We start from the raw sequence: 22,613 nt of genomic DNA, 5'->3' as shown, positions 1-22,613 counted from the left end.
CGTTACCCAAATAACGGATATATACCCCTAAATCAACTGCCCCCCAAAACCTGGCCCAACTCTTGCTCTACCTCTCCTCACTGCATCCCCGATCCCCATGCAGTGGAGACCTTTACCTATGCCAGTCGCCCCGAATTCGCTCCTTCAGGCTGCCCCCGCGGCCAAGCCTCAAGCGCCTGCCGCCACCCCCCCGGTGGCCGCTGCGGACCCGCGGGACAAGGCCCCTGGCTTCGCTCAGGTGTTCGCCAGCCAAGGCTCAAAACCAACGATCAAGGCCGACGACACCCCGGCCAAACCCACGCGCGACAAGCCCTCGGACAACAACGCCAAGCCCGTGGCCAGCAATGACACGCCTGCCGCCAGCACGCCAGCGGTTGCCGATAGCGGCAATCCTTTGCCTGCCACGCCACCGGTCAAATCCGACGACAGCGCCAGCAGCGACGACGACAAACCCGCCGCCCCGTCCCTGGCGCAGCAACCCCCGGTTGACCCTGTGGTTGACCCGGCACTGATCGCCACCGTCACACCGGTAGCCGTGCCTGTGCCCGTCCCCGTGGAAACACCGGCACCGGCTGCCACCACGAAAGACGACAAATCCCAACCCGTTGTTGCGGCACCCGTCGCGGCAACGGACGATGCCAAGCAACCGGCCTTCGACCCTGAAGCCGACCCGCTGGACTCGATGCCGACCGTGCGCCTGGCGATGGAGCAGGGCGGTCACGTCTCGGCCAGCAGCCAGACCCCGCAAAAAGCTGCGCCGACCACGCCCCAGGATCAGCCGACGGCCTCACAGAGTTTCGCTGCCGGCCTTGCAACGATGGTCGACCAGCAAGCCACCAAAGACAGCACTGACCAGGGCGGCGACAAAGCCTTCAGCGGCCTGATCGAAGGCGGCCTCAAGGATTTGAAAGACGCCAGCAGCGACACTCGGGTTGACGACTTTGCCAACCGCCTGGCTGCGCTGACCCAGGCCGCCACGCCGAAAACCGCGAACGCCTTGCCGCCGGTAGCCAACGCGCCGCTGGCCATGCATCAAAGTGGTTGGACCGAAGAAGTGGTCAACCGTGTGATGTACCTCTCCAGCGCCAACCTCAAGTCGGCGGAGATCCAGTTGCAACCGGCCGAGCTGGGGCGCCTGGATATCAAGGTCAACATGACGGCGGACCAGCAGGCACAGGTCACGTTCATGAGTGGTCACGCGGTAGTGCGTGAAGCCCTGGAAACCCAGTCTGGCCGTTTGCGCGAGATGTTCGCCCAGCAAGGCATGGGGCAGGTGGATGTGAACGTCTCCGACCAGTCGCGTGGCTGGCAAGGGCAGGGTCAGGAGCAACAGCAGCAGAACCAGGCGCGCGGCGTGAGTGGTGGCGGGCGCGGGGAAGGCGGTGATGCAGGTGATCACGCCGAAGTGGCAGCGGCCGTCGCGCCGGTGACCCAGACCGTGGTTGGCTCCAGCGCGGTCGACTACTACGCGTGATGTGAGCCTTTCACAGCCCTGAATGTGGGAGCTGGCTTGTGTGGGAGTCGGGCTTGCCCGCGATAGCATCACCTCCGTATGGCTGACAGACCGAGGTGTATGCATCGCAGGCAAGCCAGCTCCCACACAAGCCAGCTCCCACATTTGTTTTGCCTTGCCCTCTCGCCAGACAACTCTGGCATAACACTTGCTCTTGCCTTTCCGTAGATCTATGAATCCCAGAATAGTGACGGATTATTGGCATGGCGAAGAGCGACGACGCAGCACCCACCCCTCCCGCAGGTAAAGGAAAGCTCAAGCTCATCCTGCTGATCGTGCTGGGCCTGCTCCTGGCCATTGGCGCTTCGGTGGGCGGTACCTGGTACATCATGCACAGCAGCGCCAGCAAACCAGCCCCTGTCGCCGAGACTGCCACTAACGTCAAGCAACCGGCAATCTTTGAGCAAATGCTTCCGGCCTTTGTCGCCAACTTCAATCAGAACGGTCGTCAGCGCTATCTGCAGGTGAGCATCACCTTGCTGGCACGTAACCAGGCGGACCTGGATGCCCTCAAGGTGCACATGCCGGTGATCCGCAACAACTTGGTGATGCTGTTCTCCGGGCAGAGCTTCGACAGCCTGGCCACGCCCGTCGGCCAGGAAATGCTGCGTCAGAAGGTCACTGCCAGCGTGCAGGAAGTGGCCCAGAAAGAGCTCGGCAAAGTCGTGGTCGAGCAGGCGCTCTTCACTAACTTCGTATTGCAGTAGGATCACGACATGGCCGTGCAAGACCTGCTGTCCCAGGATGAAATCGACGCGCTGTTGCACGGCGTCGACGATGGTCTGGTACAGACCGAAATGGCTGCCGAGCCCGGCAGCGTCAAAAGTTATGACCTGACCAGCCAGGATCGCATCGTCCGTGGACGCATGCCGACTCTGGAGATGATCAACGAACGTTTCGCGCGCTACACCCGTATCAGCATGTTCAACATGCTGCGCCGCTCGGCGGACGTGGCGGTGGGCGGCGTACAGGTGATGAAGTTCGGCGAATACGTGCACTCGCTGTACGTGCCCACCAGCCTCAACCTGGTCAAGATCAAGCCGCTGCGCGGCACCGCGCTGTTCATCCTCGACGCCAAGCTGGTGTTCAAGCTGGTGGACAACTTCTTTGGCGGCGACGGCCGTCACGCCAAGATCGAAGGGCGTGAGTTCACCCCCACCGAACTGCGCGTGGTGCGCATGGTGCTGGAGCAAGCGTTCATCGACTTGAAGGAAGCCTGGCAGGCGATCATGGAAGTCAATTTCGAGTACATCAACTCGGAAGTGAACCCGGCCATGGCCAACATCGTCGGCCCCAGCGAAGCCATTGTGGTCTCCACGTTCCACATCGAACTCGATGGCGGCGGCGGCGACCTGCACGTAACCATGCCGTACTCGATGATCGAGCCGGTGCGCGAAATGCTCGACGCTGGCTTCCAGTCCGACCTCGACGACCAGGACGAACGCTGGGTCAAGGCCCTGCGCGAAGACCTGCTGGACGTCGACGTACCTCTGAGCGCCACTGTGGCCCGTCGCCAGCTGCGTTTGCGCGATATTTTGCACATGCAACCGGGCGATGTGATTCCCGTGGAACTGCCCGAGGAACTGATCATGCGCGCCAACGGCGTGCCGTCGTTCAAGGTCAAGTTGGGTTCCCACAAAGGCAACCTGGCGTTGCAAGTGATCGAACCGATCAACCGCCGCTGATCAACTTTAATTTTTGCTGCGCCGAGGACATGTAATGGCTACCGAACACGAAAACACTTCCGCCGAAGACCAGGCCCTGGCTGACGAGTGGGCTGCGGCCCTGGAAGAAACCGGCGATGTAGGCCAGGACGACATTGACGCGCTGCTCGCCGCCGACGCCGCGACCGCGCCGGCCGGCAACCGCCTTGCAATGGAAGAATTCGGCAGCGTGCCGAAGAACAACGACCCGGTCACCCTCGATGGCCCGAACCTGGATGTGATCCTCGACATTCCGGTGTCGATCTCCATGGAAGTCGGCAGCACCGAAATCAACATCCGTAACCTGCTGCAGCTCAACCAGGGTTCGGTGATCGAGCTTGATCGCCTCGCTGGCGAGCCGCTGGACGTGCTGGTCAACGGCACGCTGATCGCCCATGGCGAAGTGGTGGTGGTCAACGAGAAGTTCGGCATCCGCCTGACCGACGTGATCAGCCCAAGCGAACGCATCAAGAAGTTGCGCTGATATGAAGTATTCGATGGCGGGACTGTTTCTGGCGCTGCCATTGAGCGCCCTGGCGGCTGAGCCGATTGCGCAAGCGGCGGCGGCTGCGCCGGTCGTCAGCAGTGGCATCGGTAGCCAGTTGACCCAACTGGTACTCGGCCTGTTGTTGGTGGTCGGCCTGATTTTCGTGCTGGCGTGGCTGATGCGGCGTGTGCAGCGCATTGGGCCGGGCAATGGCCAGGTGATCGAGATGATCGGCTCGCGAGCCCTCGGCCCGCGTGATCGTCTGGTGTTGGTGCAAGTTGGCGAAGAGCAGATTCTGCTGGGTATCACGCCCGGCCGCATCACCCCGCTGCACGTGCTCAAGTCGCCGGTAGAAGTGGCCAAGACCGAGGCCGCCACGCCAGAATTCGCCCAGCGCCTGATGGAATTGCTGGGCAAGGATCAGAAGGATAAAAAGTAATGCGCGTTTTGTTGACGCTCATGCTGTTGCTGGCCGCGCCATTGGCGTTTGCGGCCGACCCGTTGTCGATCCCGGCGATCACGCTGGGCACCAACGCCGCCGGCGCCCAGGAATACTCGGTCAGCCTGCAGATCCTGCTGATCATGACCGCGCTGAGTTTTATCCCGGCGTTTGTCATGCTGATGACCAGTTTTACCCGGATCATCATCGTCTTCTCGATTCTGCGTCAGGCCCTGGGCCTGCAGCAGACGCCGTCGAACCAGATCCTCACCGGCATGGCGCTGTTTTTGACGCTGTTCATCATGGCGCCGGTGTTCGACAAGGTGAATCAGCAAGCGCTGCAACCGTATCTGGCGGAGAAAATGACCGCCCAGGACGCGATCGACAAGGCCCAGGGCCCGATCAAGGACTTCATGCTGTCGCAAACCCGCTCCAGCGACCTTGAGCTGTTTATGCGTTTGTCCAAGCGCACCGACATCGCCACCCCGGATCAGGCGCCGCTGACCATCCTGGTGCCGGCGTTTGTCACCTCCGAATTGAAGACTGCGTTCCAGATCGGCTTCATGATTTTCATCCCGTTCCTGATCATCGACCTGGTGGTGGCGAGCGTGCTGATGGCCATGGGTATGATGATGCTCTCGCCGCTGATTATTTCCCTGCCGTTCAAGATCATGTTGTTTGTGCTGGTGGACGGCTGGGCGCTGATTATCGGCACGCTGGCCAGCAGTTTCGGCGGGGTGTAGTGAAATGACGCCAGAAGTAGCGGTCGACCTGTTTCGTGAAGCGTTGTGGCTGACCACCATGATGGTCGCCGTGCTGGTGGTGCCGAGCCTGTTGGTCGGCCTGCTGGTGGCGATGTTCCAGGCCGCGACCCAGATCAACGAACAAACCCTGAGCTTCCTCCCGCGCCTGCTGGTGATGCTGATCACCTTGATCGTCGCCGGCCCGTGGCTGGTGCAAACCTTTATGGAATACATCCTGCAGCTGTACGGCAGTATTCCGCAGTTGATCGGCTGACCGCATGCAGTCTGTACTGGCGTTGACCGACACGCAGATCAGCACCTGGGTCGCGTCTTTTATCTTGCCGATGTTCCGCGTCACGGCCGTGCTGATGACCATGCCGGTGTTCGGCACGACTTTGGTCCCGCGCCGCATCCGCCTGTACTTCGCCTTTGCTATCACCGTGGTCATCGTGCCCGGCTTGCCGCCGATGCCGCCGGTGAATGCCCTGGACTTGAGTGCGCTGCTGCTGATTGCCGAGCAAATCCTGATCGGCGCGTTGCTGGGCTTCTCCCTGACGCTGTTTTTCCAGGCGTTTGTGATCGCCGGGCAAATCATCTCGATCCAGATGGGCATGGGCTTTGCGTCCATGGTCGACCCCACCAACGGCGTGTCGGTGGCGGTGATCGGGCAGTTCCTGACCATGCTGGTGACCTTGCTGTTTCTGGCCATGAACGGTCATTTGGTCGCGTTCGAGGTGATGACCGAAAGTTTCACCACCTTGCCGGTGGGCTCGGGGCTGGTGGTCAGCCATTTCTGGGAACTGGTGGGGCGCCTCAGCTGGGTACTGGGCGCCTCGTTGTTGCTGGTACTGCCGGCCATCACTGCGCTGCTGGTGGTCAACATCGCGTTTGGCGTGATGACCCGCGCGGCGCCGCAGCTGAACATCTTCTCGATTGGTTTCCCCCTGACGCTGGTGTTGGGTATGGGGATTTTCTGGATCGGCATGGCCGACATTCTCAATCAGTATCAACCGCTGGCGACCGACGCCCTGCAGTTTTTACGTGATCTGGCGCGGGCGCGTTGAGCCATGGCCGAGAGCGAGAGTGGCCAGGACAAAACAGAAGACCCCACGGAGAAACGCAAAAAGGACTCCAGGGAAAAGGGCGAGATTGCCCGCTCCAAAGAACTCAACACCCTGGCGGTGATGCTCGCCGGTGCCGGTGGCCTGCTGATTTACGGCGGTGGCCTGGCGCTGGACCTGATGGAGTTGATGAAGCTCAACTTTGCGTTGCCGCGCGAGGTGTTGCTCAGCCCTGGCGCCATGGGGCTGTACCTGCTGCATTCGGGGAAGATCGCGATTCTGGCGGTACAGCCGGTGCTGATCACACTGTTGCTGGCGGCGCTGATCGGGCCGGTGTCGCTGGGAGGCTGGCTGTTTGCGCCCGGTAGCATGGCGCCCAAATTCAGCCGCATGAACCCGGGCCCAGGGCTCAAGCGCATGTTTTCCAGCAAGGCGCTGGTGGAGCTGCTCAAGGCGCTGGCCAAATTCATCCTGATCCTGTTTGTGGCGCTGACGGTGTTGTCGTCCGACATCGACGACTTGCTGCGCATCGCCCATGAGCCGCTCGAGTCGGCGATCATTCACAGCGTGCAACTGGTGGGCTGGAGCTCGCTGTGGATGGCCTGCGGGCTGATCATCATCGCCGCCGTGGATGCGCCGATCCAACTCTGGGAAGCCCACAAAAAACTGCTGATGACCAAGCAGGAAGTGCGCGACGAGCACAAGGACCAGGAAGGCCGGCCCGAGGTCAAGCAACGCATTCGCCAGCTGCAACGCGAGATGTCCCAACGCAAGATGATGGCGGCGGTGCCCGACGCCGACGTGGTCATCACCAACCCGACGCACTACGCCGTAGCGCTCAAGTACGACCCGGAGAAGGGCGGCGCGCCGATGCTGCTGGCCAAGGGCAGCGACTTTACTGCGCTGAAAATCCGCGAAATTGCGGTGGCCAACGACATTCTGTTGCTGGAGTCGCCGGAGCTGGCGCGGTCGATCTTCTACTCCACTGACCTCGACCAGGAAATCCCTGCCGGTCTGTACCTGGCCGTGGCGCAGGTGCTGGCCTATGTCTATCAGATTCGCCAATACCGCGCGGGCAGGGGCAAGCGCCCGGATCCGCTGAAGGATCTGCCGATTCCGCCGGAGTTGCGCCGCGATTCCTGATGCGTGGCTGTATTGCCACCGTGCCATTCGTCTTGAAGACACCGTTACCTGTCAATGTTGACAGTTGTCTGCACTGCACTCTCGCGGTTTTATGGCGCCATGCACTGCGCGCAGGTAGTTAAGAGATGCAGGGGATGTGGCGATGGAAGCGATGACAGGCACGATCAAATCGTATAACCGCAAAACCGGGGAAGGGTTCATCGCGCTGGATGGCGAGTGCGAATCTGTGCGTCTGGATCTCAAGAGTTCGGCCGGGGTCTGGCTTGAAAAGGGCCAGCGGGTACGGTTCGCCAGGATCCACCGACCCAAGGGTGTTTTTGCGCTTTATATCAAGCTCATCTAGCGGTCCTCGCGCGTACACAGATCAAAAAATGTGGGAGCTGGCTTGCCTGCGATGACTGAGTCATTGCTGGCATTTCTGCTGGCGGGCACACCGCAATCGCAGGCAAGCCAGCTCCCACATTTGTATTGCGTGTTTTCAGTCGGTCTGTGGGTTGCCTGGCTCTGCTTCGGGAGGCGGTGCAATGTCATCCAGCACTCGGTCAGCCAATAACCTCGCCACTTCAATCAACTGCGCAATGCCTAGCGCTCCTTCTCGTTTGGACCCTTCCAGCTCAAAGGCGAAATCGCAGGTCAGGGCGTGGGCGGAGGCGAGTGTTTCGGTGAGGTTGACCAGCAGGTCTTCGGTGCTGATGCCGTCGATGAGGGTGAAGAGTACGGTGGGTGGAGGATTTGGGGTGGGTTTGGTCATCGTGAGGCTCCTTACGAAAGTGGAGCTGCCACTGATCGCCGCGACGCGATGGAGGGTGGCAGCTGTACGCAGGTTCGCGGACCGGTGAAGGAGCAACCCGGCATACCCGGAGGTATCCCGCGCACAGCCGCCATAGCGCCGCACAGTAGACGATAAAAAGGCGTCGACTGAAAGGGATAGGGTGCTTTTGCTCCTTATAAACCGGGCCGCGACGCCCGACCGCTGCATTTGCAGCGGTGTGCGGAGACTAGAGAGCCCGGTTCCTAGGGACAACCCGAAAACGTTGTAGGAAGCATCCTAGGCCGCAGCGGATGTACACCTATCCCAATGTGGGAGCTGGCTTGCCTGCGATGACTGACTTTGGCTGGCCCTCCAGTGACTGACACTCCGCCATCGCAGGCAAGCCAGCTCCCACACGCGATTCGGTTACCACTCGACGATCGTCGGCCTGAAACCAAAGTTGGAAGGCTTCTTGCAATACCGCCTTCAGGACGCCTCCCGGCGTCAAAAGTTTGCTTCAAGGACACGAGGAATACCGGTGGTAGATCGCTCTCAAATGCTCAGCACGGCCCGTGGCACCCTGACTGACCTGTCGCGGGGCAATCTGGGTGTGCCGTTGTTGTTGCTGGTGATGCTGGCAATGATGATGTTGCCGATGCCGCCGTTCCTGCTCGATGTGTTCTTCACCTTCAATATTGCCCTGTCGGTTGTCGTGCTGCTGGTGTGCGTCTACGCCCTGCGGCCTTTGGATTTCGCGGTATTCCCCACCATTTTGCTGATCGCGACCCTGCTGCGGCTGGCGCTGAACGTGGCCTCCACGCGGGTGGTGATGCTTCACGGTCAGGACGGCCATGCCGCCGCCGGTAAGGTGATTCAGGCCTTCGGTGAGGTGGTGATCGGCGGTAACTACGTGGTCGGTATCGTGGTGTTTGCGATCCTGATGATCATCAACTTCGTGGTGGTCACCAAGGGCGCCGGGCGGATTTCCGAGGTGAGCGCGCGGTTTACCCTCGACGCTATGCCCGGCAAACAGATGGCGATCGATGCCGATCTCAACGCCGGCCTGATCGATCAGGGCCAGGCCAAGGCCCGCCGTCTGGAAGTCGCCCAGGAAGCCGAGTTCTACGGTTCCATGGACGGTGCCAGCAAATTCGTGCGCGGTGACGCCATCGCCGGCCTGTTGATTCTGTTCATCAACTTGATCGGCGGCATGGCGGTCGGCATCTTCCAGCACGGCATGACCTTCGGCGATGCGGGCAAGGTGTATGCCTTGCTGACCATCGGTGACGGTTTAGTGGCGCAATTGCCATCACTGTTGTTATCCACAGCAGCGGCCATCATGGTGACCCGTGCTTCGGGCTCCGAAGACATGGGCAAGCAGATCAGCCGCCAGATGTTCGCCTCGCCCAAGGCGCTGGCCGTGGCGGCGGGCATCATGGCGATCATGGGTATCGTGCCGGGCATGCCGCATGTGTCGTTTTTGAGCATGGCGGCCATGGCGGCTGGCGGTGCTTACTTGTTCTGGAAAAAGCAAAATACGGTCAAGGTCCTGGCCCAGCAAGAGATCGCCCGCCAGCAGGATTTGCTGCCATCCCCGGCCCGCGCCCAGGAAACCAAGGAGCTTGGCTGGGACGACGTGACCCCGATCGACATGATCGGCCTGGAAGTCGGCTACCGCCTGATTCCGTTGGTGGACCGCAACCAGGGCGGCCAATTGCTCGCGCGGATCAAGGGTGTGCGCAAGAAGCTGTCGCAGGATTTGGGTTTCTTGATGCCCACCGTGCACATTCGCGACAACCTGGATCTGGCCCCAAGTGCTTATCGCTTGACCCTGATGGGCGTGATCCTCGCCGAAGCCGAGATTTACCCGGACCGCGAGTTGGCGATCAACCCCGGCCAGGTCTTCGGCACACTCAATGGCATTACCGCCAAAGATCCGGCTTTCGGCCTGGAAGCGGTGTGGATCGAAGTCAGCCAGCGTAGCCAGGCGCAATCCCTCGGTTATACCGTGGTAGACGCCAGCACGGTGGTGGCCACCCACCTCAACCAGATTCTGTACAAGCACTCCCACGAGCTGATCGGCCACGAGGAAGTCCAGCAATTGATGGGGTTGCTGGCCAAAGCTTCGCCAAAACTCGCCGAAGAACTGGTGCCGGGCGTGCTGTCCTTGTCGCAATTGCTCAAGGTGCTGCAGGCTTTGCTCTCCGAGCAGGTGCCGGTGCGCGACATTCGCAGCATTGCCGAGGCCATCGCCAACAATGCCGCCAAGAGTCAAGATACTGCCGCTCTGGTGGCTGCGGTGCGCGTCGGCTTGTCCCGCGCAATCGTGCAAAGCATTGTAGGCGTTGAGTCTGAGCTGCCTGTTATCACCCTGGAGCCAAGGTTGGAACAGATATTGCTCAATAGTATTCAGAAGGCAGGACAAGGCCAGGAAGAGGGCGTTCTGCTGGAGCCAAGCATGGCTGAAAAACTGCAGCGTTCGTTGATCGACGCCGCACAGCGTCAGGAAATGGCGGGCCACCCGGTGATTCTGCTGGTGGCAGGCCCGGTTCGAGCGATGTTGTCGCGGTTTGGCCGCCTGGCAGTTCCGAATTTGCACGTTTTGGCTTATCAGGAAATTCCTGACAACAAGCAAGTGACTATCGTCGCGACAGTAGGGCCCAATGGCTGAGGTAGTGGGTTATGCAAGTTAAGCGTTTTTTCGCCGCCGATATGCGTCAGGCCATGAAACTGGTACGTGATGAGCTGGGCGCCGATGCCGCGATTATCGGTAACCGTCGCATTGCCGGCGGTGTCGAGCTGACGGCTGCCCTGGATTACACACCTTCGGCGCTGGCCCCGCGCGTGCCGAACATGGAACTCGAAGACGAGCTGCGCAAGACCGCGTCGCGCATTGTGTCGGCCCAGGCTGAGCTGAGCATGCGTGGCGACAGCGATGCCACCACCAATCGCCAGCTGTTCGCCGGCCTGCCGCTGACCGCTGCCGAGCCACTGGTAGAACCGACCTTCAAAGAACCGCCGCGTCCTGCCGCGCCAGCGCCCGCTGCTGCAGTCGACCAGCGCGTGTTTGATTCGATGCGTTTTGAACTCAACGGCCTGCGTGAGCTGCTCGAAGTTCAGCTGGGGTCGCTGGCGTGGACCCAACTGCAAGGCAGCAAGCCTGCGCAAGCAAACCTGTGGCGTCGCCTGCAACGGATCGGCCTGTCCGGCCCGTTGTCCCGCGACCTGCTGGCGCTGACCGCTGAAGTCGAAGAGCCGCGCCAAGCCTGGCGCATGTTGCTGGCCCACTTGGCCCGCATGATCGTCACCCCGGAAATCGAACCGCTGGAAGAGGGCGGTGTGATTGCCATGGTCGGCCCGGCCGGCATGGGCAAGACCACCACGCTGGCCAAGCTGGCCGCGCGTTACGTGCTTAAATACGGCGCACAGAATATTGCCCTGGTGAGCATGGACAGCTACCGCATCGGCGCGCAGGAACAGCTCAAGACCCTGGGCCGTATCCTCAATGTGCCGGTCACCCATGTGGACCCGGGCCAATCGCTGGCCAACGCCCTCGACCCGCTGCTGCGCAAACGCGTGGTGCTGATCGACACCGCCGGCCTGCAAGCCAGCGACCCGGCGTTGCGCATGCAGCTGGAAAGCCTGGCCGGGCGTGGCATCAAATCAAAGAATTACCTGGTACTTGCAACCACCAGCCAGAAACAGGTTCTTACCGCTGCGTACCACAGCTACAAGCGCTGCGGCCTGGCCGGTTGCATCCTGACCAAGCTCGACGAAACCGCGAGCCTGGGTGAAGTGTTGAGCCTGGCGATCAGCCATGAATTACCGGTTGCTTACCTGACCGATGGGCCGCGGATTCCGGATGATCTGCATCTGCCGCGCCGTCATCAGTTGGTCAGCCGTGCTGTCAGTGTGCAAATGCAAGAAGAGCCTAGCGAGGAAGCGATGGCTGACATGTTCGCGGACCTCTACCACAACCCGGCAAAACGGGTCGGTTGAGGGCAGTGAACACCGTGAAAAGTATCTACATCGTTGGTCTGCAAGCGATTCACGCGGCCAAGCCATGTAGCCTGCGTCTAAGCAAGACAAGGTAAAGAAATAAAATGGGCAGCATGCATCCCGTACAGGTGATCGCGGTGACCGGCGGCAAAGGTGGCGTCGGGAAAACTAACGTGTCAGTGAATTTGTCCCTGGCCCTGGCAGAGCTTGGCCGTCGCGTCATGCTGCTGGATGCTGATCTGGGCCTGGCGAACGTCGACGTTCTGCTGGGGCTGACACCCAAACACACCCTCGCCGATGTGATTGAAGGCCGCTGTGAGCTGCGCGATGTGCTGCTGCAAGGCCCCGGTGGCATCCGCATCGTGCCGGCAGCCTCGGGCACCCAGAGCATGGTGCACCTGAGCCCGGCGCAGCATGCCGGCCTGATTCAGGCATTCAGTGATATCGGCGACAACCTCGACGTGCTGGTGATCGACACCGCCGCCGGGATCGGCGAGTCCGTGGTCAGCTTCGTGCGCGCGGCGCAGGAAGTGCTGCTGGTGGTGTGCGATGAACCCACCTCGATCACCGACGCCTACGCCCTGATCAAACTGCTTAACCGTGACTACGGCATGAACCGCTTCCGCGTGCTGGCCAACATGGCCCAGAGCCCGCAGGAAGGGCGCAACCTGTTCGCCAAGTTGACCAAGGTCACGGATCGCTTCCTCGATGTCGCCTTACAATACGTCGGCGCAGTTCCGTATGACGAGTGTGTACGCAAGGCCGTGCAAAAGCAGCGCGCGGTCTACGAAGCGTTCCCTCGTTCGAAGTGCGCACTGGCGTTCAAGGCCATTGCCCAGAAGGTCGATACTTGGCCGTTGCCCGCCAACCCGCGGGGGCATCTGGAGTTTTTCGTCGAGCGTTTGGTGCATCAGACGAGCGCAGGACCGGTGCTATGACATCCAGCGGCTACAACCTTTACAAAAAGTCGGCACGTGACAGCCAGGGCGAACTGATCGAGCGCTATGCGCCCTTGGTCAAGCGCATTGCCTATCACTTGCTGGCACGCCTGCCCGCCAGCGTGCAGGTGGAAGACCTGATCCAGGCCGGCATGATCGGCCTGCTCGAAGTGTCGACCAAATACGACGCGAGCAAGGGTGCGAGTTTCGAGACGTATGCGGGTATCCGTATCCGTGGCGCGATGCTCGATGAAGTGCGTAAAGGGGATTGGGCGCCGCGTTCGGTACACCGCAATACGCGAATGGTCAGTGACGCAATTCGCGCAATTGAAGCAAAAACAGGCCGTGACGCTAAAGATCATGAAGTTGCGGCCGAACTCCAATTGAGTCTCGATGATTACTACGGGATTTTGAACGATACCTTGGGCAGCCGCCTGTTTAGTTTCGACGACCTGTTGCAGGACGGCGAACACGAAGGGCTGCACGAGGACGGCGCGAGTGCCCATCTCGAACCGTCACGTGACCTGGAAGACGAACGTTTCCAGGGCGCGTTGGCGGATGCGATCGCCAATTTGCCGGAGCGTGAGCGGCTGGTGTTGGCGCTGTACTACGACGAAGAGCTGAACCTCAAGGAAATCGGTGAGGTCCTGGGGGTCAGCGAGTCGCGTGTCAGCCAGTTGCATAGCCAGTGCGCAGCCCGCTTGCGGGGGCGGTTGGGAGAGTGGCGCGCGCGCTGACAGGCAGTGTGGGGACACTGCAGACGCTACCGCGAAGGCTTCACGGCTCTCGCGGGTTCGTTCCGTGGTGCCCTGGGCAGTCCTTTTTGTGTAACGCCTGTTGATTGAAATGGCGCGTCCAGGTGCTGGGCGCGTTTAAGACTGCTTGGAGGTCGAATTGGACAAGAACATGAAAATCCTCATCGTTGATGACTTCTCAACGATGCGGCGGATCATAAAAAACCTGTTGCGTGACCTTGGGTTCACCAACACGGTCGAGGCGGATGACGGCATTACGGCGATTCCGATCCTCAACAGCGGGAGCATCGACTTTCTGGTAACTGACTGGAACATGCCGGGCATGACCGGTATCGACCTGCTGCGCCACGTGCGCGCGGATGAAAAGCTGCGCAGCCTGCCTGTGCTGATGGTGACCGCTGAAGCCAAGCGTGAGCAGATCATCGAAGCCGCCCAAGCCGGGGTCAACGGTTACGTGGTCAAGCCGTTCACGGCGCTGGCGCTGAAAGAGAAGATCGAAAAAATCTTCGAACGCATCGGTCATTGATGCTGCCACGGGGGAGCTATGGAGCATAACGAAACGTCACAGGGAGACTTTGAGTCGACCCTGAAAAAGCATGCTCACCAGTTGGTCGACAGCCTTGAAAAGGGCCAGTTCGGCGACGCGGTGCAGTTGATCCATGAGCTCAACCAGACCCGTGACCGCGGCCTGTATCAGGAAGTGGGCAAGCTCACACGCGAGCTGCACAGTGCGATCGTCAATTTTCAGATTGACCCGCATATGCCCCAGGCCGAAGAGATTTCGCAAATCACCGACGCGACTGAACGCCTGTCCTATGTGGTCAGGCTGACTGAAGCGGCGGCCAACCGCACCATGGACCTGGTGGAAAACGCCACGCCTCTGGTCAACGGCATGGCCAACGAAGCCCAGGCCCTCAGTGTTGACTGGGGCCGCTTCATGCGTCGGGAAGTGGGTGCGGAAGAGTTTCGTGAGTTGGCGCGCCGGGTTGAAGGTTTCCTGTCGCGCAGCGAGCAGGAAAACCGCACGGTTTCCAGCAACCTCAACGACATTCTGCTGGCCCAGGATTACCAGGACCTCACCGGTCAGGTGATCAAGCGAGTGACCCAACTGGTCACCGAAGTGGAAAGTAATTTGCTCAAATTGGTGCTCATGGCCGGCCAGGTCGACCGTTTTGCCGGCATCGAACATGACCGCGCAGCGATCCTCTCGGAAAAAGATCCACAAAAACATCTCGCCAAGGGTGAAGGTCCGCAGATTCATGCCGATAAACGTGAAGACGTTATGTCAGGTCAGGATGACGTAGATGACCTGTTATCCAGTTTAGGCTTCTAAGGAGCACCCACATGAGCTTCGGCGCCGATGAAGAAATCCTTCAGGATTTCCTTGTAGAGGCCGGCGAAATTTTAGAGCAACTGTCCGAACAACTGGTCGAGCTGGAAAGCCGCCCGGATGATGCGAACCTGCTCAATGCAATTTTTCGCGGTTTTCACACTGTAAAAGGGGGCGCCGGCTTCCTCCAGCTCCATGAGCTGGTGGAGTGCTGCCACATCGCCGAGAACGTGTTCGACATCCTGCGCAAGGGTGAGCGTCAGGTTGACTCGGAATTGATGGACGTGATTCTCGAAGCACTGGATGCGGTCAACGGCATGTTCAGCGAAGTGCGCGAACGTGCACCGATCACTGCGGCCACCCCGGAACTGCTGGCCGCCCTGGCGCGCCTGGCAGAGCCCGCCGACACCTCGGCGGCGCCGGTTGCTGCGGCGCCTGAGCCGGTGGTGGAAGCCGAAGCAGATGTGACCGACAGCGAGTTCGAGCAGCTGCTCAACTCTCTCAATGCGGTCAAGGCTGAAGCTGAAGCGCCCCGTGCGCCGGTTGCGCCGGTTGCGGCACCGACCAGCGAAGACATTACCGACGCAGAATTTGAATCCCTGCTCGATCAGTTGCACGGCAAAGGCCAGTTCGCCGCCGACGCCGTGGCACCTGCTGCTGCGGCACCAGCACCTGCCGCCGCAACCAACACCGACATTACCGACGACGAATTCGAAGCGTTGCTCGACCAACTGCATGGCAAAGGCACGTTCGCTGCCGACGCTTTGCCGGAAGTCTCGGCGACTGCCGCTGCGCCCGCCGCCCCGGCACCTGCCGCCGACGGGTTGATCTCCGATCACGAATTCGAAGCCCTGCTCGACGAATTGCACGGCAAAGGCAAGTTCACCGAAGTAGCCCCGGCTGCCGCCGCAGTCGCCACGGCTGCACCGGTGGCTGCCAAAGCCGCCGCGCCAGCCGCCAAGCCAGCCCCGGCACCGGCTCCTGCTCCAGCGCGTGCTGCCCCGGCGCCAGTCGCCGAAAAACCGGCCAGTGAAGCCGAAACCACCGTACGGGTTGATACCGCACGCCTGGACGACATCATGAACATGGTCGGCGAACTGGTGCTGGTGCGTAACCGCCTGGTGCGCCTGGGCCTGAACAGTGGCGACGAGGCCATGCAAAAGGCCGTGTCGAACCTCGACGTGGTCACCGCCGACCTGCAAACCGCCGTGATGAAAACGCGGATGCAGCCGATCAAGAAAGTCTTCGGCCGCTTCCCGCGTCTGGTTCGCGACCTGGCACGTCAGCTCAAGAAAGAAATCAACCTGGAACTGGTGGGTGAAGAAACCGACCTCGACAAAAACCTTGTCGAGGCCCTGGCCGACCCGCTGGTCCACTTGGTGCGCAACGCCGTCGACCACGGTATCGAAACCCCGGAAGAACGCGAAGCCTCGGGCAAGTCCCGTAACGGCAAGGTGATTCTGGCGGCGGAGCAAGAAGGCGACCATATCCTGCTGTCGATCACCGATGACGGCAAAGGCATGGACCCGGCGATTTTGCGCAATATCGCGGTCAAGCGTGGCGTGATGGACAAGGACGCCGCCGACCGTCTGACCGACACCGAGTGCTACAACCTGATCTTCGCCCCGGGCTTTTCGACCAAGACCGAGATTTCCGACGTGTCCGGCCGTGGCGTGGGCATGGACGTGGTGAAGACCAAGATCAGCCAGCTCAATGGCTCGATCAACATCTACTCGACCAAGGGCCAGGGCTCCAAGATCGTCATCAAGGTGCCGTTGACCCTGGCGATCATGCCGACCCTGATGGTGATGCTGGGCAACCAGGCGTTCGCTTTCCCGCTGGTCAACGTCAACGAAATCTTCCACCTCGACCTGTCGCGCACCAACGTGGTGGACGGCCAGGAAGTGGTGATTGTGCGCGACAAGGCGTTGCCACTGTTCTACCTCAAGCGCTGGCTGGTGGCATCGGCCAAGCATGAAGAGCAGCGCGAAGGCCATGTGGTGATTCTCTCCGTGGGCACCCAGCGCATCGGCTTTGTGGTCGATCAACTGGTGGGCCAGGAAGAAGTGGTCATCAAGCCTTTGGGCAAAATGCTGCAGGGAACCCCGGGCATGTCGGGTGCGACCATCACCGGTGACGGTCGGATCGCGCTGATTCTCGACGTCCCGAGCATGCTCAAGCGTTACGCCGCTCGGCGTATTTGATTCTGGTGGGGCAGGGCGGTTTGCCCGCCCCGCCTAACGGAGTGTTTATGGCAGTCAAGGTCCTGGTGGTGGACGATTCGGGTTTCTTCCGCCGCCGCGTCTCGGAAATTCTTTCCGCCGATCCAACGATTCAGGTGGTCGGTACGGCCACCAACGGCAAAGAGGCGATTGATCAAGCCATTGCGTTGAAGCCTGACGTGATCACCATGGACTACGAGATGCCGATGATGGATGGCATCACGGCCGTGCGGCACATCATGCAGCGCTGCCCGACCCCGGTGTTGATGTTCTCCTCGCTGACCCACGAAGGCGCCCGGGTAACCCTGGATGCGCTGGACGCGGGTGCGGTGGATTTCTTGCCGAAGAATTTCGAAGACATCTCGCGCAACCCCGAGAAGGTCAAGCAGATGCTGTGCGAGAAGGTGCACAGCATTTCGCGCAGTAACCGTCGCAGCCTGTTCAGTACACCGGCCCCGACGCCCGCACCTGCTCCCGCTCCCGCCGCGGCCCCGACGACCTCGTTCGGGCGCCCTGCGCCAGCACCTGTTGCTCGGCCTGTCGCGCCTGCACCTGTGCGTGCTGCGGCGCCGGCCGCCGCTCATTCGCCTGCGCCCAAGCGCAAAGCCTACAAGCTGGTTGCCATCGGCACCTCGACGGGTGGCCCGGTTGCCCTGCAGCGTGTGTTGACCCAACTGCCAGCCAACTTCCCGGCGCCGATCGTTTTGATCCAGCACATGCCCGCCGCGTTCACCAAGGCCTTCGCCGAGCGCCTGGACAAGCTGTGCCGCATCAGCGTCAAGGAAGCCGAGGATGGCGACATCCTGCGTCCGGGCCTGGCATTGTTGGCCCCGGGTGGCAAGCAAATGATGGTGGATGGCCGTGGCGCAATCAAAATTCTGCCGGGCGACGAGCGCCTGAACTACAAGCCGTGCGTGGATATCACATTCGGTTCGGCGGCCAAGTCCTACGGCGACAAAGTTCTGGCGGTGGTGCTCACCGGCATGGGTGCTGACGGCCGTGAAGGCGCACGCTTGCTCAAGCAGAGCGGCAGCGCGATCTGGGCTCAGGACGAAGCCAGCTGCGTGATTTATGGCATGCCCATGGCCATCGTCAAGGCTGACCTGGCCGACGCCGTCTACAGCCTCGACGATATCGGCAAACACCTGGTGGAGGCCTGCCTCTGATGGATGTATTGAGCCTGATCGGCATCATCATGGCGTTTGTCGCGATCATTGGCGGCAACTACCTCGAAGGCGGTCACCTCGGTGCGCTGGCCAACGGCCCGGCAGCGCTGATCGTGATCGGCGGCACCGTGGGCGCGGCGTTGCTACAGTCGCCCTTGAGCTCGTTCAAGCGCGCGATGCAGATTCTGGTGTGGATCATCTTCCCGCCACGCGTCGACTTGCCCGGTGGTATCGACCGCGTGGTCAACTGGAGCCTCACTGCGCGCAAGGAAGGCCTGCTGGGCCTGGAAGGCGTGGCCGATGCCGAACCCGACAGCTACTCGCGCAAAGGCCTGCAATTGCTGGTGGACGGTGCCGAGCCGGAAGCGATCCGCAGCATCCTGGAGGTGGATTTCTACACCCAGGAAAGCCGCGACATCAACGCCGCCAAAGTCTTTGAAAGCATGGGCGGTTACGCGCCGACCATCGGCATCATCGGTGCGGTGATGGGGTTGATTCACGTAATGGGCAACCTCGGCGATCCGTCGCAGTTGGGCAGCGGCATTGCCGTGGCGTTCGTCGCGACCATCTACGGCGTGGCCAGTGCCAACCTGTTGCTGTTGCCGGTGGCGAGCAAGTTGAAGTCGATCGCCCTGCGCCAGTCGCGTTACCGCGAGATGTTGCTGGAAGGCATTTTGTCGATTGCCGAGGGCGAGAACCCGCGCTCCATCGAATTGAAGCTTCAGGGCTTCATGGATTGATGGGAGGAATCTATTGTGAGCCGTCGCCGTCGCGAGCCTGAAGAACATGTTAACCACGAGCGCTGGCTGGTGTCCTACGCGGACTTCATCACCTTGCTGTTCGCGTTTTTTGTGGTGATGTACTCCATTTCGTCGATCAATGAAGGCAAGTACAAGATCATTTCCCAGGCGTTGGTGGGCGTGTTCAACGATACCGACCGCGCGCTCAAGCCGATCCCCATTGGTGACGAACGGCCCAAGACCGTCACCCCGGCCAAGCCGCTGGTCAACGACAGCGACGAAACCGCTGCCGGCATCGGCGGCACCAGCGACCCGCTGAAAAGCATTGCCGACGACATCAGTGCCGCGTTCGGCGACCTGATCAAGTCCAACCAGATGACCGTGCGCGGTAATGAGTTGTGGGTGGAGATCGAGCTGAACTCCAGCCTGTTGTTCGCCAGTGCCGACGCAATGCCGAGCGACCAGGCGTTCACCATCATCGACAAGGTGGCGGCGATCCTCAAACCGTTTGAAAATCCGGTCCACGTTGAAGGTTTTACCGACAATTTCCCGATTGCCACCGCGCAGTACCCGACCAACTGGGAGCTGTCGTCGGCCCGCGCCGCCAGCATCGTGCGCATGCTCGCCATGCAGGGCGTAAACCCTGGGCGCCTGGCGTCGGTGGGCTACGGAGAATTTCAGCCAGTGGCCAACAACGCCACCGCCGAAGGCCGTGCGCGCAACCGTCGGGTGGTGCTGGTGGTGTCGCGTAACCTGGATGTACGCCGCAGCCTGACCGGTACCGGCACGGCCAATGCAACGCCGGATGCCGCGTTGAAGCGGGCTGGCACACAAACTGCACCGCCAACCGTTAAGCCGTCGGTTCGTCAGAGTGCCGTCAATTCTCCGTCACCGGCTCACTAACTTTATGCACTGTCTCGGTCGTGCCAACGCCTGCCGGGAGGAACCAACCGAATGAGAGTCTGGGCAGTTGCTAATCAAAAAGGTGGGGTCGGCAAGACCACCACGTCCATCGCCCTGGCCGGCTTGCTGGCCGAGGCGGGCAAGCGCGTGGTTGTGGTTGACCTGGACCCCCACGGCTCCATGACCAGCTATTTCGGCTACGACCCGGATGCGCTGGAGCACAGCTGCTACGACCTGTTCCTGCACAAGGGGAGCGTGCCGGCCGACCTGCCCGGGCAGCTGCTGCTGCCCACCAGCAATGAAAGCATTTCCCTGCTGCCGTCGAGCACCGCGCTGGCCACCCTTGAGCGCCAGTCGCCGGGGCAAAGCGGCCTGGGTCTGGTGATCGCCAAAACCCTCGCGCAACTGTGGCAGGACTTCGACTACGCAATCATCGACAGCCCGCCGCTGCTCGGTGTGCTGATGGTCAACGCCTTGGCGGCCAGCCAGCAATTGGTGATCCCGGTGCAGACCGAGCACCTGGCGGTCAAAGGCCTGGAGCGCATGGTCAGCACCCTGGCGATGATCAACCGTTCGCGCAAACAGGCGCTGCCCTTCAGCATCGTGCCGACCCTGTTTGACCGGCGCACCCAGGCGTCCCTCGGCACCCTGCGCGTACTGCGTGACGCCTATCCGGAGACTATCTGGAATGGCTACATCCCGGTCGACACGCGCCTGCGTGACGCCAGCCGCGCCGGTCTCACGCCTTCGCAGTTCGACGGCAAAAGCCGTGGCGTGCTGGCCTACCGCGCGTTGCTCAAGCACCTGCTGTCGCAGCAGCTTGTGGCGCAGGTGGCGTGATGGCCCGTCCCGTCGAATTCAAGACCCGGCCGCAACTGGCGCTGGAATCCTACCTGGATAACTTGCTGCAGGATGCGACCGCAGAAGAGCTGCCGGAACCGATTCTGGTGCTGGAACCTGCCGTAGAGCCTGAAAGCACGCTGGATGAGTTCCAGCTGGCGGTATTGGAAGAGCAGGCGCGTGACGCACACGTGGTGGTTGCCCCTGTTGTGGTGCCGCTGACGCCTGTGGTCGTGGCACCGGTGGTGGTTGAACCGGTGGTTGAAGTGCACCTGCCGCCGAGTATCACGCCTCCGCCGGTGACCGGCGATGGTCGCCCGTCGTGGGCCGCCGAGCCGTTCGAATGCCTGCTGTTCGACGTGGCCGGGTTGACCCTGGCAGTGCCGCTGGTGTGCCTGGGCTCAATCTATTCGCTGGAAGGCCAGGAACTGACGCCGCTGTTCGGGCAGCCGGAGTGGTTCCTCGGCATCCTGCCGAGTCAGGCCGGTAACCTCAAAGTCCTCGACACCGCGCGCTGGGTGATGCCCGACCGCTACCGCGATGACTTCCGTCAGGGTTTGCAATACGTGATCTCGGTGCAGGGCTATGAGTGGGGGCTGGCGGTGCATCAAGTCAGCCGCTCGTTGCGCCTGGACCCGAATGAAATCAAATGGCGCAGCCACCGGGGCCAACGGCCTTGGCTGGCGGGCACTGTGATCGAACACATGTGCGCATTGCTGGATGTCGCCGAGCTGGCCGAGTTGATCGCCAGCGGCGCCGTCAAGACGATGGCGCAGAACAAACGCAGTTGATTGAACAATAAGGGCCGTGCGGTTGCGTGGCCAAAGAAGCACACACAGAAGGGGCAAGGGGTATGAACAAGTCAGCGTCCGCACAAGGTTTGGATGATCCGATCCTGCAATGGGTGACCTTCAAACTGGACAACGAGTCCTATGGCATCAACGTGATGCGCGTGCAGGAAGTGCTGCGTTACACCGAGATCGCTCCGGTTCCGGGTGCGCCAAGTTACGTGCTGGGCATCATCAACCTGCGCGGCAACGTGGTGACCGTTATCGACACTCGCCAGCGTTTTGGCCTGGTGCCGACTGAAGTCAACGACAACACGCGTATCGTGATCATCGAAGCCGACAAGCAAGTGGTCGGGATCATGGTCGACAGCGTGGCTGAGGTGGTTTACCTGCGTCAGTCGGAAGTGGAAACTGCGCCGAACGTGGGTAACGAAGAATCCGCCAAGTTTATCCAGGGCGTGTGCAACAAGAACGGCGAGCTGCTGATTCTGGTTGAGCTGGACAAGATGATGAGCGAAGAAGAGTGGTCGGATCTGGAGAATATCTGATTGTTTCTTGAGGCGGCGGTGATTGTCCTGGCCCTGTTGTGGGCCGGGACCTTGGCGTTCCTGCTGCGCTATATGCGCCAGCAACGGGAGTTGGCCGTGCAACAGGCCGAGCGTGATGCCGTGCGTGATCGGCGCCTTCTGGATCTGGTCAAGCGGGTGGATCACTTTCAGCAGAGTGCGGTGAAAGTGGGTGATGAGGTGCACGAATTGCGCGCGATTCTTGGGCCTTTGCCGGACAGGATGGTGCAGTTGGAGCAGCGGGATCCGTCGAACTTGTCGTTTGCTCAGGCGGCCAAATTGGTCGGGATGGGGGCGACGGTGGATGAGTTGACGCAGTCTTGTGGGTTGACTCAGGCTGAGGCGCAGTTGATGAGTAAGTTGCACAAAGGCTGACGTGCGTTTGTGTGTATATCCGTTATTTAGGTAACGGCGGCTATTGGTTCCGCTCTTACAGCGGCTCACTTTTGGAAAGACCCAAAAGTAAGCAAAAGGTCTTCGCCCCACCACTCGGCACCTCGCCTAGGCTCGGTGTGCCCTCACTCCG

25 protein-coding genes are annotated in these 22,613 nt (G+C 61.0%); 24 read left to right on the top strand and 1 reads right to left on the bottom strand.

Annotation, left to right across the window (positions count from 1 at the left end; translation table 11 throughout):
* The first annotated feature begins 118 nt into the window (after nt 1-118).
* The 10 genes from BFW87_RS02345 (at nt 119) to BFW87_RS02300 (ending at nt 7,432) form a co-directional block, all read left to right on the top strand.
* Nucleotides 119-1,474, top strand: coding sequence for a flagellar hook-length control protein FliK (locus tag BFW87_RS02345; protein ID WP_078738378.1), 1,356 nt, complete (start codon nt 119-121; stop codon nt 1,472-1,474).
* A gap of 242 nt (nt 1,475-1,716) precedes the next feature.
* Nucleotides 1,717-2,220 carry a flagellar basal body-associated protein FliL gene (fliL, locus tag BFW87_RS02340; protein ID WP_078738377.1) on the top strand — a complete coding sequence of 168 codons (504 nt, stop codon included), beginning with the start codon at nt 1,717-1,719 and terminating at the stop codon, nt 2,218-2,220.
* Nucleotides 2,221-2,229: 9 nt separating this feature from the next.
* Nucleotides 2,230-3,198: a flagellar motor switch protein FliM gene (gene fliM, locus BFW87_RS02335; RefSeq protein ID WP_010166091.1), complete on the top strand. Its 969-nt coding sequence runs from the start codon at nt 2,230-2,232 to the stop codon at nt 3,196-3,198.
* A 34-nt stretch (nt 3,199-3,232) separates the two neighbouring features.
* Nucleotides 3,233-3,700 (top strand): flagellar motor switch protein FliN, encoded by a 468-nt coding sequence (gene fliN, locus BFW87_RS02330; RefSeq protein WP_076952993.1) that lies wholly within the window; start codon nt 3,233-3,235, stop codon nt 3,698-3,700.
* A gap of 1 nt (nt 3,701) precedes the next feature.
* Nucleotides 3,702-4,142, top strand: a complete 441-nt coding sequence (fliO, locus tag BFW87_RS02325; RefSeq protein WP_078738376.1) for a flagellar biosynthetic protein FliO — start codon at nt 3,702-3,704, stop codon at nt 4,140-4,142.
* Complete coding sequence (gene fliP / locus BFW87_RS02320; protein WP_078738375.1) at nt 4,142-4,885, top strand: flagellar type III secretion system pore protein FliP; 744 nt, start codon at nt 4,142-4,144, stop codon at nt 4,883-4,885. The genes fliO and fliP overlap by 1 nt, the downstream gene beginning before the upstream one ends.
* Nucleotides 4,886-4,889: 4 nt before the next feature.
* Nucleotides 4,890-5,159, top strand: a complete 270-nt coding sequence (gene fliQ, locus BFW87_RS02315; protein ID WP_003214552.1) for a flagellar biosynthesis protein FliQ — start codon at nt 4,890-4,892, stop codon at nt 5,157-5,159.
* 4 nt (nt 5,160-5,163) lie between these two features.
* Nucleotides 5,164-5,949 carry a flagellar biosynthetic protein FliR gene (gene fliR, locus BFW87_RS02310; protein WP_078738374.1) on the top strand — a complete coding sequence of 262 codons (786 nt, stop codon included), beginning with the start codon at nt 5,164-5,166 and terminating at the stop codon, nt 5,947-5,949.
* 3 nt (nt 5,950-5,952) lie between these two features.
* Complete coding sequence (flhB, locus tag BFW87_RS02305) at nt 5,953-7,089, top strand: flagellar biosynthesis protein FlhB (RefSeq protein WP_078738373.1); 1,137 nt, start codon at nt 5,953-5,955, stop codon at nt 7,087-7,089.
* Nucleotides 7,090-7,231: 142 nt separating this feature from the next.
* Nucleotides 7,232-7,432 carry a cold-shock protein gene (locus BFW87_RS02300; RefSeq protein ID WP_078738372.1) on the top strand — a complete coding sequence of 67 codons (201 nt, stop codon included), beginning with the start codon at nt 7,232-7,234 and terminating at the stop codon, nt 7,430-7,432.
* 135 nt (nt 7,433-7,567) lie between these two features.
* On the opposite strand, the gene BFW87_RS02295 is transcribed toward BFW87_RS02300, so the two are convergent.
* The gene (locus tag BFW87_RS02295; protein ID WP_078738371.1) at nt 7,568-7,840 is read right to left on the bottom strand and encodes a DUF6124 family protein; all 273 of its coding nucleotides are present in this window, start codon (nt 7,838-7,840) and stop codon (nt 7,568-7,570) included.
* A gap of 556 nt (nt 7,841-8,396) precedes the next feature.
* On the opposite strand from BFW87_RS02295, the gene flhA reads away from it, so the two are divergent.
* The 14 genes from flhA (at nt 8,397) to BFW87_RS02225 (ending at nt 22,462) form a co-directional block, all read left to right on the top strand.
* Nucleotides 8,397-10,511 (top strand): flagellar biosynthesis protein FlhA, encoded by a 2,115-nt coding sequence (gene flhA / locus BFW87_RS02290; protein WP_078738370.1) that lies wholly within the window; start codon nt 8,397-8,399, stop codon nt 10,509-10,511.
* 11 nt (nt 10,512-10,522) lie between these two features.
* A complete protein-coding gene (flhF, locus tag BFW87_RS02285) occupies nt 10,523-11,839 on the top strand; it encodes a flagellar biosynthesis protein FlhF (RefSeq protein ID WP_078738369.1) in 1,317 nt (438 codons plus the stop codon).
* Between the two features lie 104 nt (nt 11,840-11,943).
* Nucleotides 11,944-12,777 (top strand): flagellar synthesis regulator FleN, encoded by an 834-nt coding sequence (gene fleN, locus BFW87_RS02280; protein WP_003192912.1) that lies wholly within the window; start codon nt 11,944-11,946, stop codon nt 12,775-12,777.
* Nucleotides 12,774-13,514 (top strand): RNA polymerase sigma factor FliA, encoded by a 741-nt coding sequence (fliA, locus tag BFW87_RS02275; protein ID WP_065909829.1) that lies wholly within the window; start codon nt 12,774-12,776, stop codon nt 13,512-13,514. The genes fleN and fliA overlap by 4 nt, the downstream gene beginning before the upstream one ends.
* Nucleotides 13,515-13,683: 169 nt before the next feature.
* The gene (locus BFW87_RS02270; protein WP_005790040.1) at nt 13,684-14,058 is read left to right on the top strand and encodes a chemotaxis response regulator CheY; all 375 of its coding nucleotides are present in this window, start codon (nt 13,684-13,686) and stop codon (nt 14,056-14,058) included.
* 18 nt (nt 14,059-14,076) lie between these two features.
* On the top strand, nt 14,077-14,865 hold the full coding sequence (locus tag BFW87_RS02265; protein ID WP_078738368.1) for a protein phosphatase CheZ: 789 nt from the start codon (nt 14,077-14,079) through the stop codon (nt 14,863-14,865).
* 11 nt (nt 14,866-14,876) lie between these two features.
* Complete coding sequence (locus BFW87_RS02260) at nt 14,877-17,066, top strand: chemotaxis protein CheA (RefSeq protein WP_078738367.1); 2,190 nt, start codon at nt 14,877-14,879, stop codon at nt 17,064-17,066.
* Nucleotides 17,067-17,113: 47 nt separating this feature from the next.
* Nucleotides 17,114-18,250: a protein-glutamate methylesterase/protein-glutamine glutaminase gene (locus BFW87_RS02255; RefSeq protein WP_078738366.1), complete on the top strand. Its 1,137-nt coding sequence runs from the start codon at nt 17,114-17,116 to the stop codon at nt 18,248-18,250.
* The gene (locus BFW87_RS02250; RefSeq protein WP_078738365.1) at nt 18,250-18,990 is read left to right on the top strand and encodes a flagellar motor protein; all 741 of its coding nucleotides are present in this window, start codon (nt 18,250-18,252) and stop codon (nt 18,988-18,990) included. Before BFW87_RS02255 ends, BFW87_RS02250 begins: the two co-directional genes overlap by 1 nt.
* A gap of 15 nt (nt 18,991-19,005) precedes the next feature.
* Nucleotides 19,006-19,893, top strand: a complete 888-nt coding sequence (gene motD, locus BFW87_RS02245) for a flagellar motor protein MotD (protein ID WP_078738364.1) — start codon at nt 19,006-19,008, stop codon at nt 19,891-19,893.
* Between the two features lie 51 nt (nt 19,894-19,944).
* The gene (locus BFW87_RS02240) at nt 19,945-20,733 is read left to right on the top strand and encodes a ParA family protein (protein ID WP_017134961.1); all 789 of its coding nucleotides are present in this window, start codon (nt 19,945-19,947) and stop codon (nt 20,731-20,733) included.
* Nucleotides 20,733-21,524 (top strand): CheW domain-containing protein, encoded by a 792-nt coding sequence (locus tag BFW87_RS02235; RefSeq protein ID WP_078738363.1) that lies wholly within the window; start codon nt 20,733-20,735, stop codon nt 21,522-21,524. The genes BFW87_RS02240 and BFW87_RS02235 overlap by 1 nt, the downstream gene beginning before the upstream one ends.
* 62 nt (nt 21,525-21,586) lie before the next feature.
* Entirely contained in the window at nt 21,587-22,069 is a 483-nt protein-coding gene (locus tag BFW87_RS02230; protein ID WP_003236843.1) for a chemotaxis protein CheW, read from the top strand.
* Nucleotides 22,070-22,462 (top strand): DUF2802 domain-containing protein, encoded by a 393-nt coding sequence (locus BFW87_RS02225; protein WP_078738362.1) that lies wholly within the window; start codon nt 22,070-22,072, stop codon nt 22,460-22,462.
* Nucleotides 22,463-22,613 lie beyond the last annotated feature (151 nt).

This window comes from Pseudomonas fluorescens, from assembly GCF_002022275.1.
Lineage (GTDB): Bacteria > Pseudomonadota > Gammaproteobacteria > Pseudomonadales > Pseudomonadaceae > Aquipseudomonas > Aquipseudomonas fluorescens_AJ.
This window is presented reverse-complemented; position numbering and strand designations above follow the sequence as displayed.

Excerpts from the sequence above, each read along its gene's own strand:
- fliN (WP_076952993.1), top strand. The coding sequence starts at position 3,233 with ATGGCTACCGAACACGAAAACACTTCCGCCGAAGACCAGGCCCTGGCT.
- BFW87_RS02295 (WP_078738371.1), bottom strand. The coding sequence starts at position 7,840 with ATGACCAAACCCACCCCAAATCCTCCACCCACCGTACTCTTCACCCTC.
- flhB (WP_078738373.1), top strand. The coding sequence starts at position 5,953 with ATGGCCGAGAGCGAGAGTGGCCAGGACAAAACAGAAGACCCCACGGAG.
- fliP (WP_078738375.1), top strand. The coding sequence starts at position 4,142 with ATGCGCGTTTTGTTGACGCTCATGCTGTTGCTGGCCGCGCCATTGGCG.
- BFW87_RS02265 (WP_078738368.1), top strand. The coding sequence starts at position 14,077 with ATGGAGCATAACGAAACGTCACAGGGAGACTTTGAGTCGACCCTGAAA.
- fliA (WP_065909829.1), top strand. The coding sequence starts at position 12,774 with ATGACATCCAGCGGCTACAACCTTTACAAAAAGTCGGCACGTGACAGC.
- BFW87_RS02250 (WP_078738365.1), top strand. The coding sequence starts at position 18,250 with ATGGATGTATTGAGCCTGATCGGCATCATCATGGCGTTTGTCGCGATC.
- BFW87_RS02345 (WP_078738378.1), top strand. The coding sequence starts at position 119 with ATGCCAGTCGCCCCGAATTCGCTCCTTCAGGCTGCCCCCGCGGCCAAG.
- BFW87_RS02255 (WP_078738366.1), top strand. The coding sequence starts at position 17,114 with ATGGCAGTCAAGGTCCTGGTGGTGGACGATTCGGGTTTCTTCCGCCGC.
- BFW87_RS02240 (WP_017134961.1), top strand. The coding sequence starts at position 19,945 with ATGAGAGTCTGGGCAGTTGCTAATCAAAAAGGTGGGGTCGGCAAGACC.
- fliL (WP_078738377.1), top strand. The coding sequence starts at position 1,717 with ATGGCGAAGAGCGACGACGCAGCACCCACCCCTCCCGCAGGTAAAGGA.
- fleN (WP_003192912.1), top strand. The coding sequence starts at position 11,944 with ATGGGCAGCATGCATCCCGTACAGGTGATCGCGGTGACCGGCGGCAAA.
- BFW87_RS02235 (WP_078738363.1), top strand. The coding sequence starts at position 20,733 with ATGGCCCGTCCCGTCGAATTCAAGACCCGGCCGCAACTGGCGCTGGAA.
- fliO (WP_078738376.1), top strand. The coding sequence starts at position 3,702 with ATGAAGTATTCGATGGCGGGACTGTTTCTGGCGCTGCCATTGAGCGCC.
- fliQ (WP_003214552.1), top strand. The coding sequence starts at position 4,890 with ATGACGCCAGAAGTAGCGGTCGACCTGTTTCGTGAAGCGTTGTGGCTG.
- BFW87_RS02260 (WP_078738367.1), top strand. The coding sequence starts at position 14,877 with ATGAGCTTCGGCGCCGATGAAGAAATCCTTCAGGATTTCCTTGTAGAG.
- fliR (WP_078738374.1), top strand. The coding sequence starts at position 5,164 with ATGCAGTCTGTACTGGCGTTGACCGACACGCAGATCAGCACCTGGGTC.
- flhA (WP_078738370.1), top strand. The coding sequence starts at position 8,397 with ATGCTCAGCACGGCCCGTGGCACCCTGACTGACCTGTCGCGGGGCAAT.
- BFW87_RS02270 (WP_005790040.1), top strand. The coding sequence starts at position 13,684 with ATGAAAATCCTCATCGTTGATGACTTCTCAACGATGCGGCGGATCATA.
- BFW87_RS02300 (WP_078738372.1), top strand. The coding sequence starts at position 7,232 with ATGGAAGCGATGACAGGCACGATCAAATCGTATAACCGCAAAACCGGG.
- fliM (WP_010166091.1), top strand. The coding sequence starts at position 2,230 with ATGGCCGTGCAAGACCTGCTGTCCCAGGATGAAATCGACGCGCTGTTG.
- flhF (WP_078738369.1), top strand. The coding sequence starts at position 10,523 with ATGCAAGTTAAGCGTTTTTTCGCCGCCGATATGCGTCAGGCCATGAAA.
- BFW87_RS02230 (WP_003236843.1), top strand. The coding sequence starts at position 21,587 with ATGAACAAGTCAGCGTCCGCACAAGGTTTGGATGATCCGATCCTGCAA.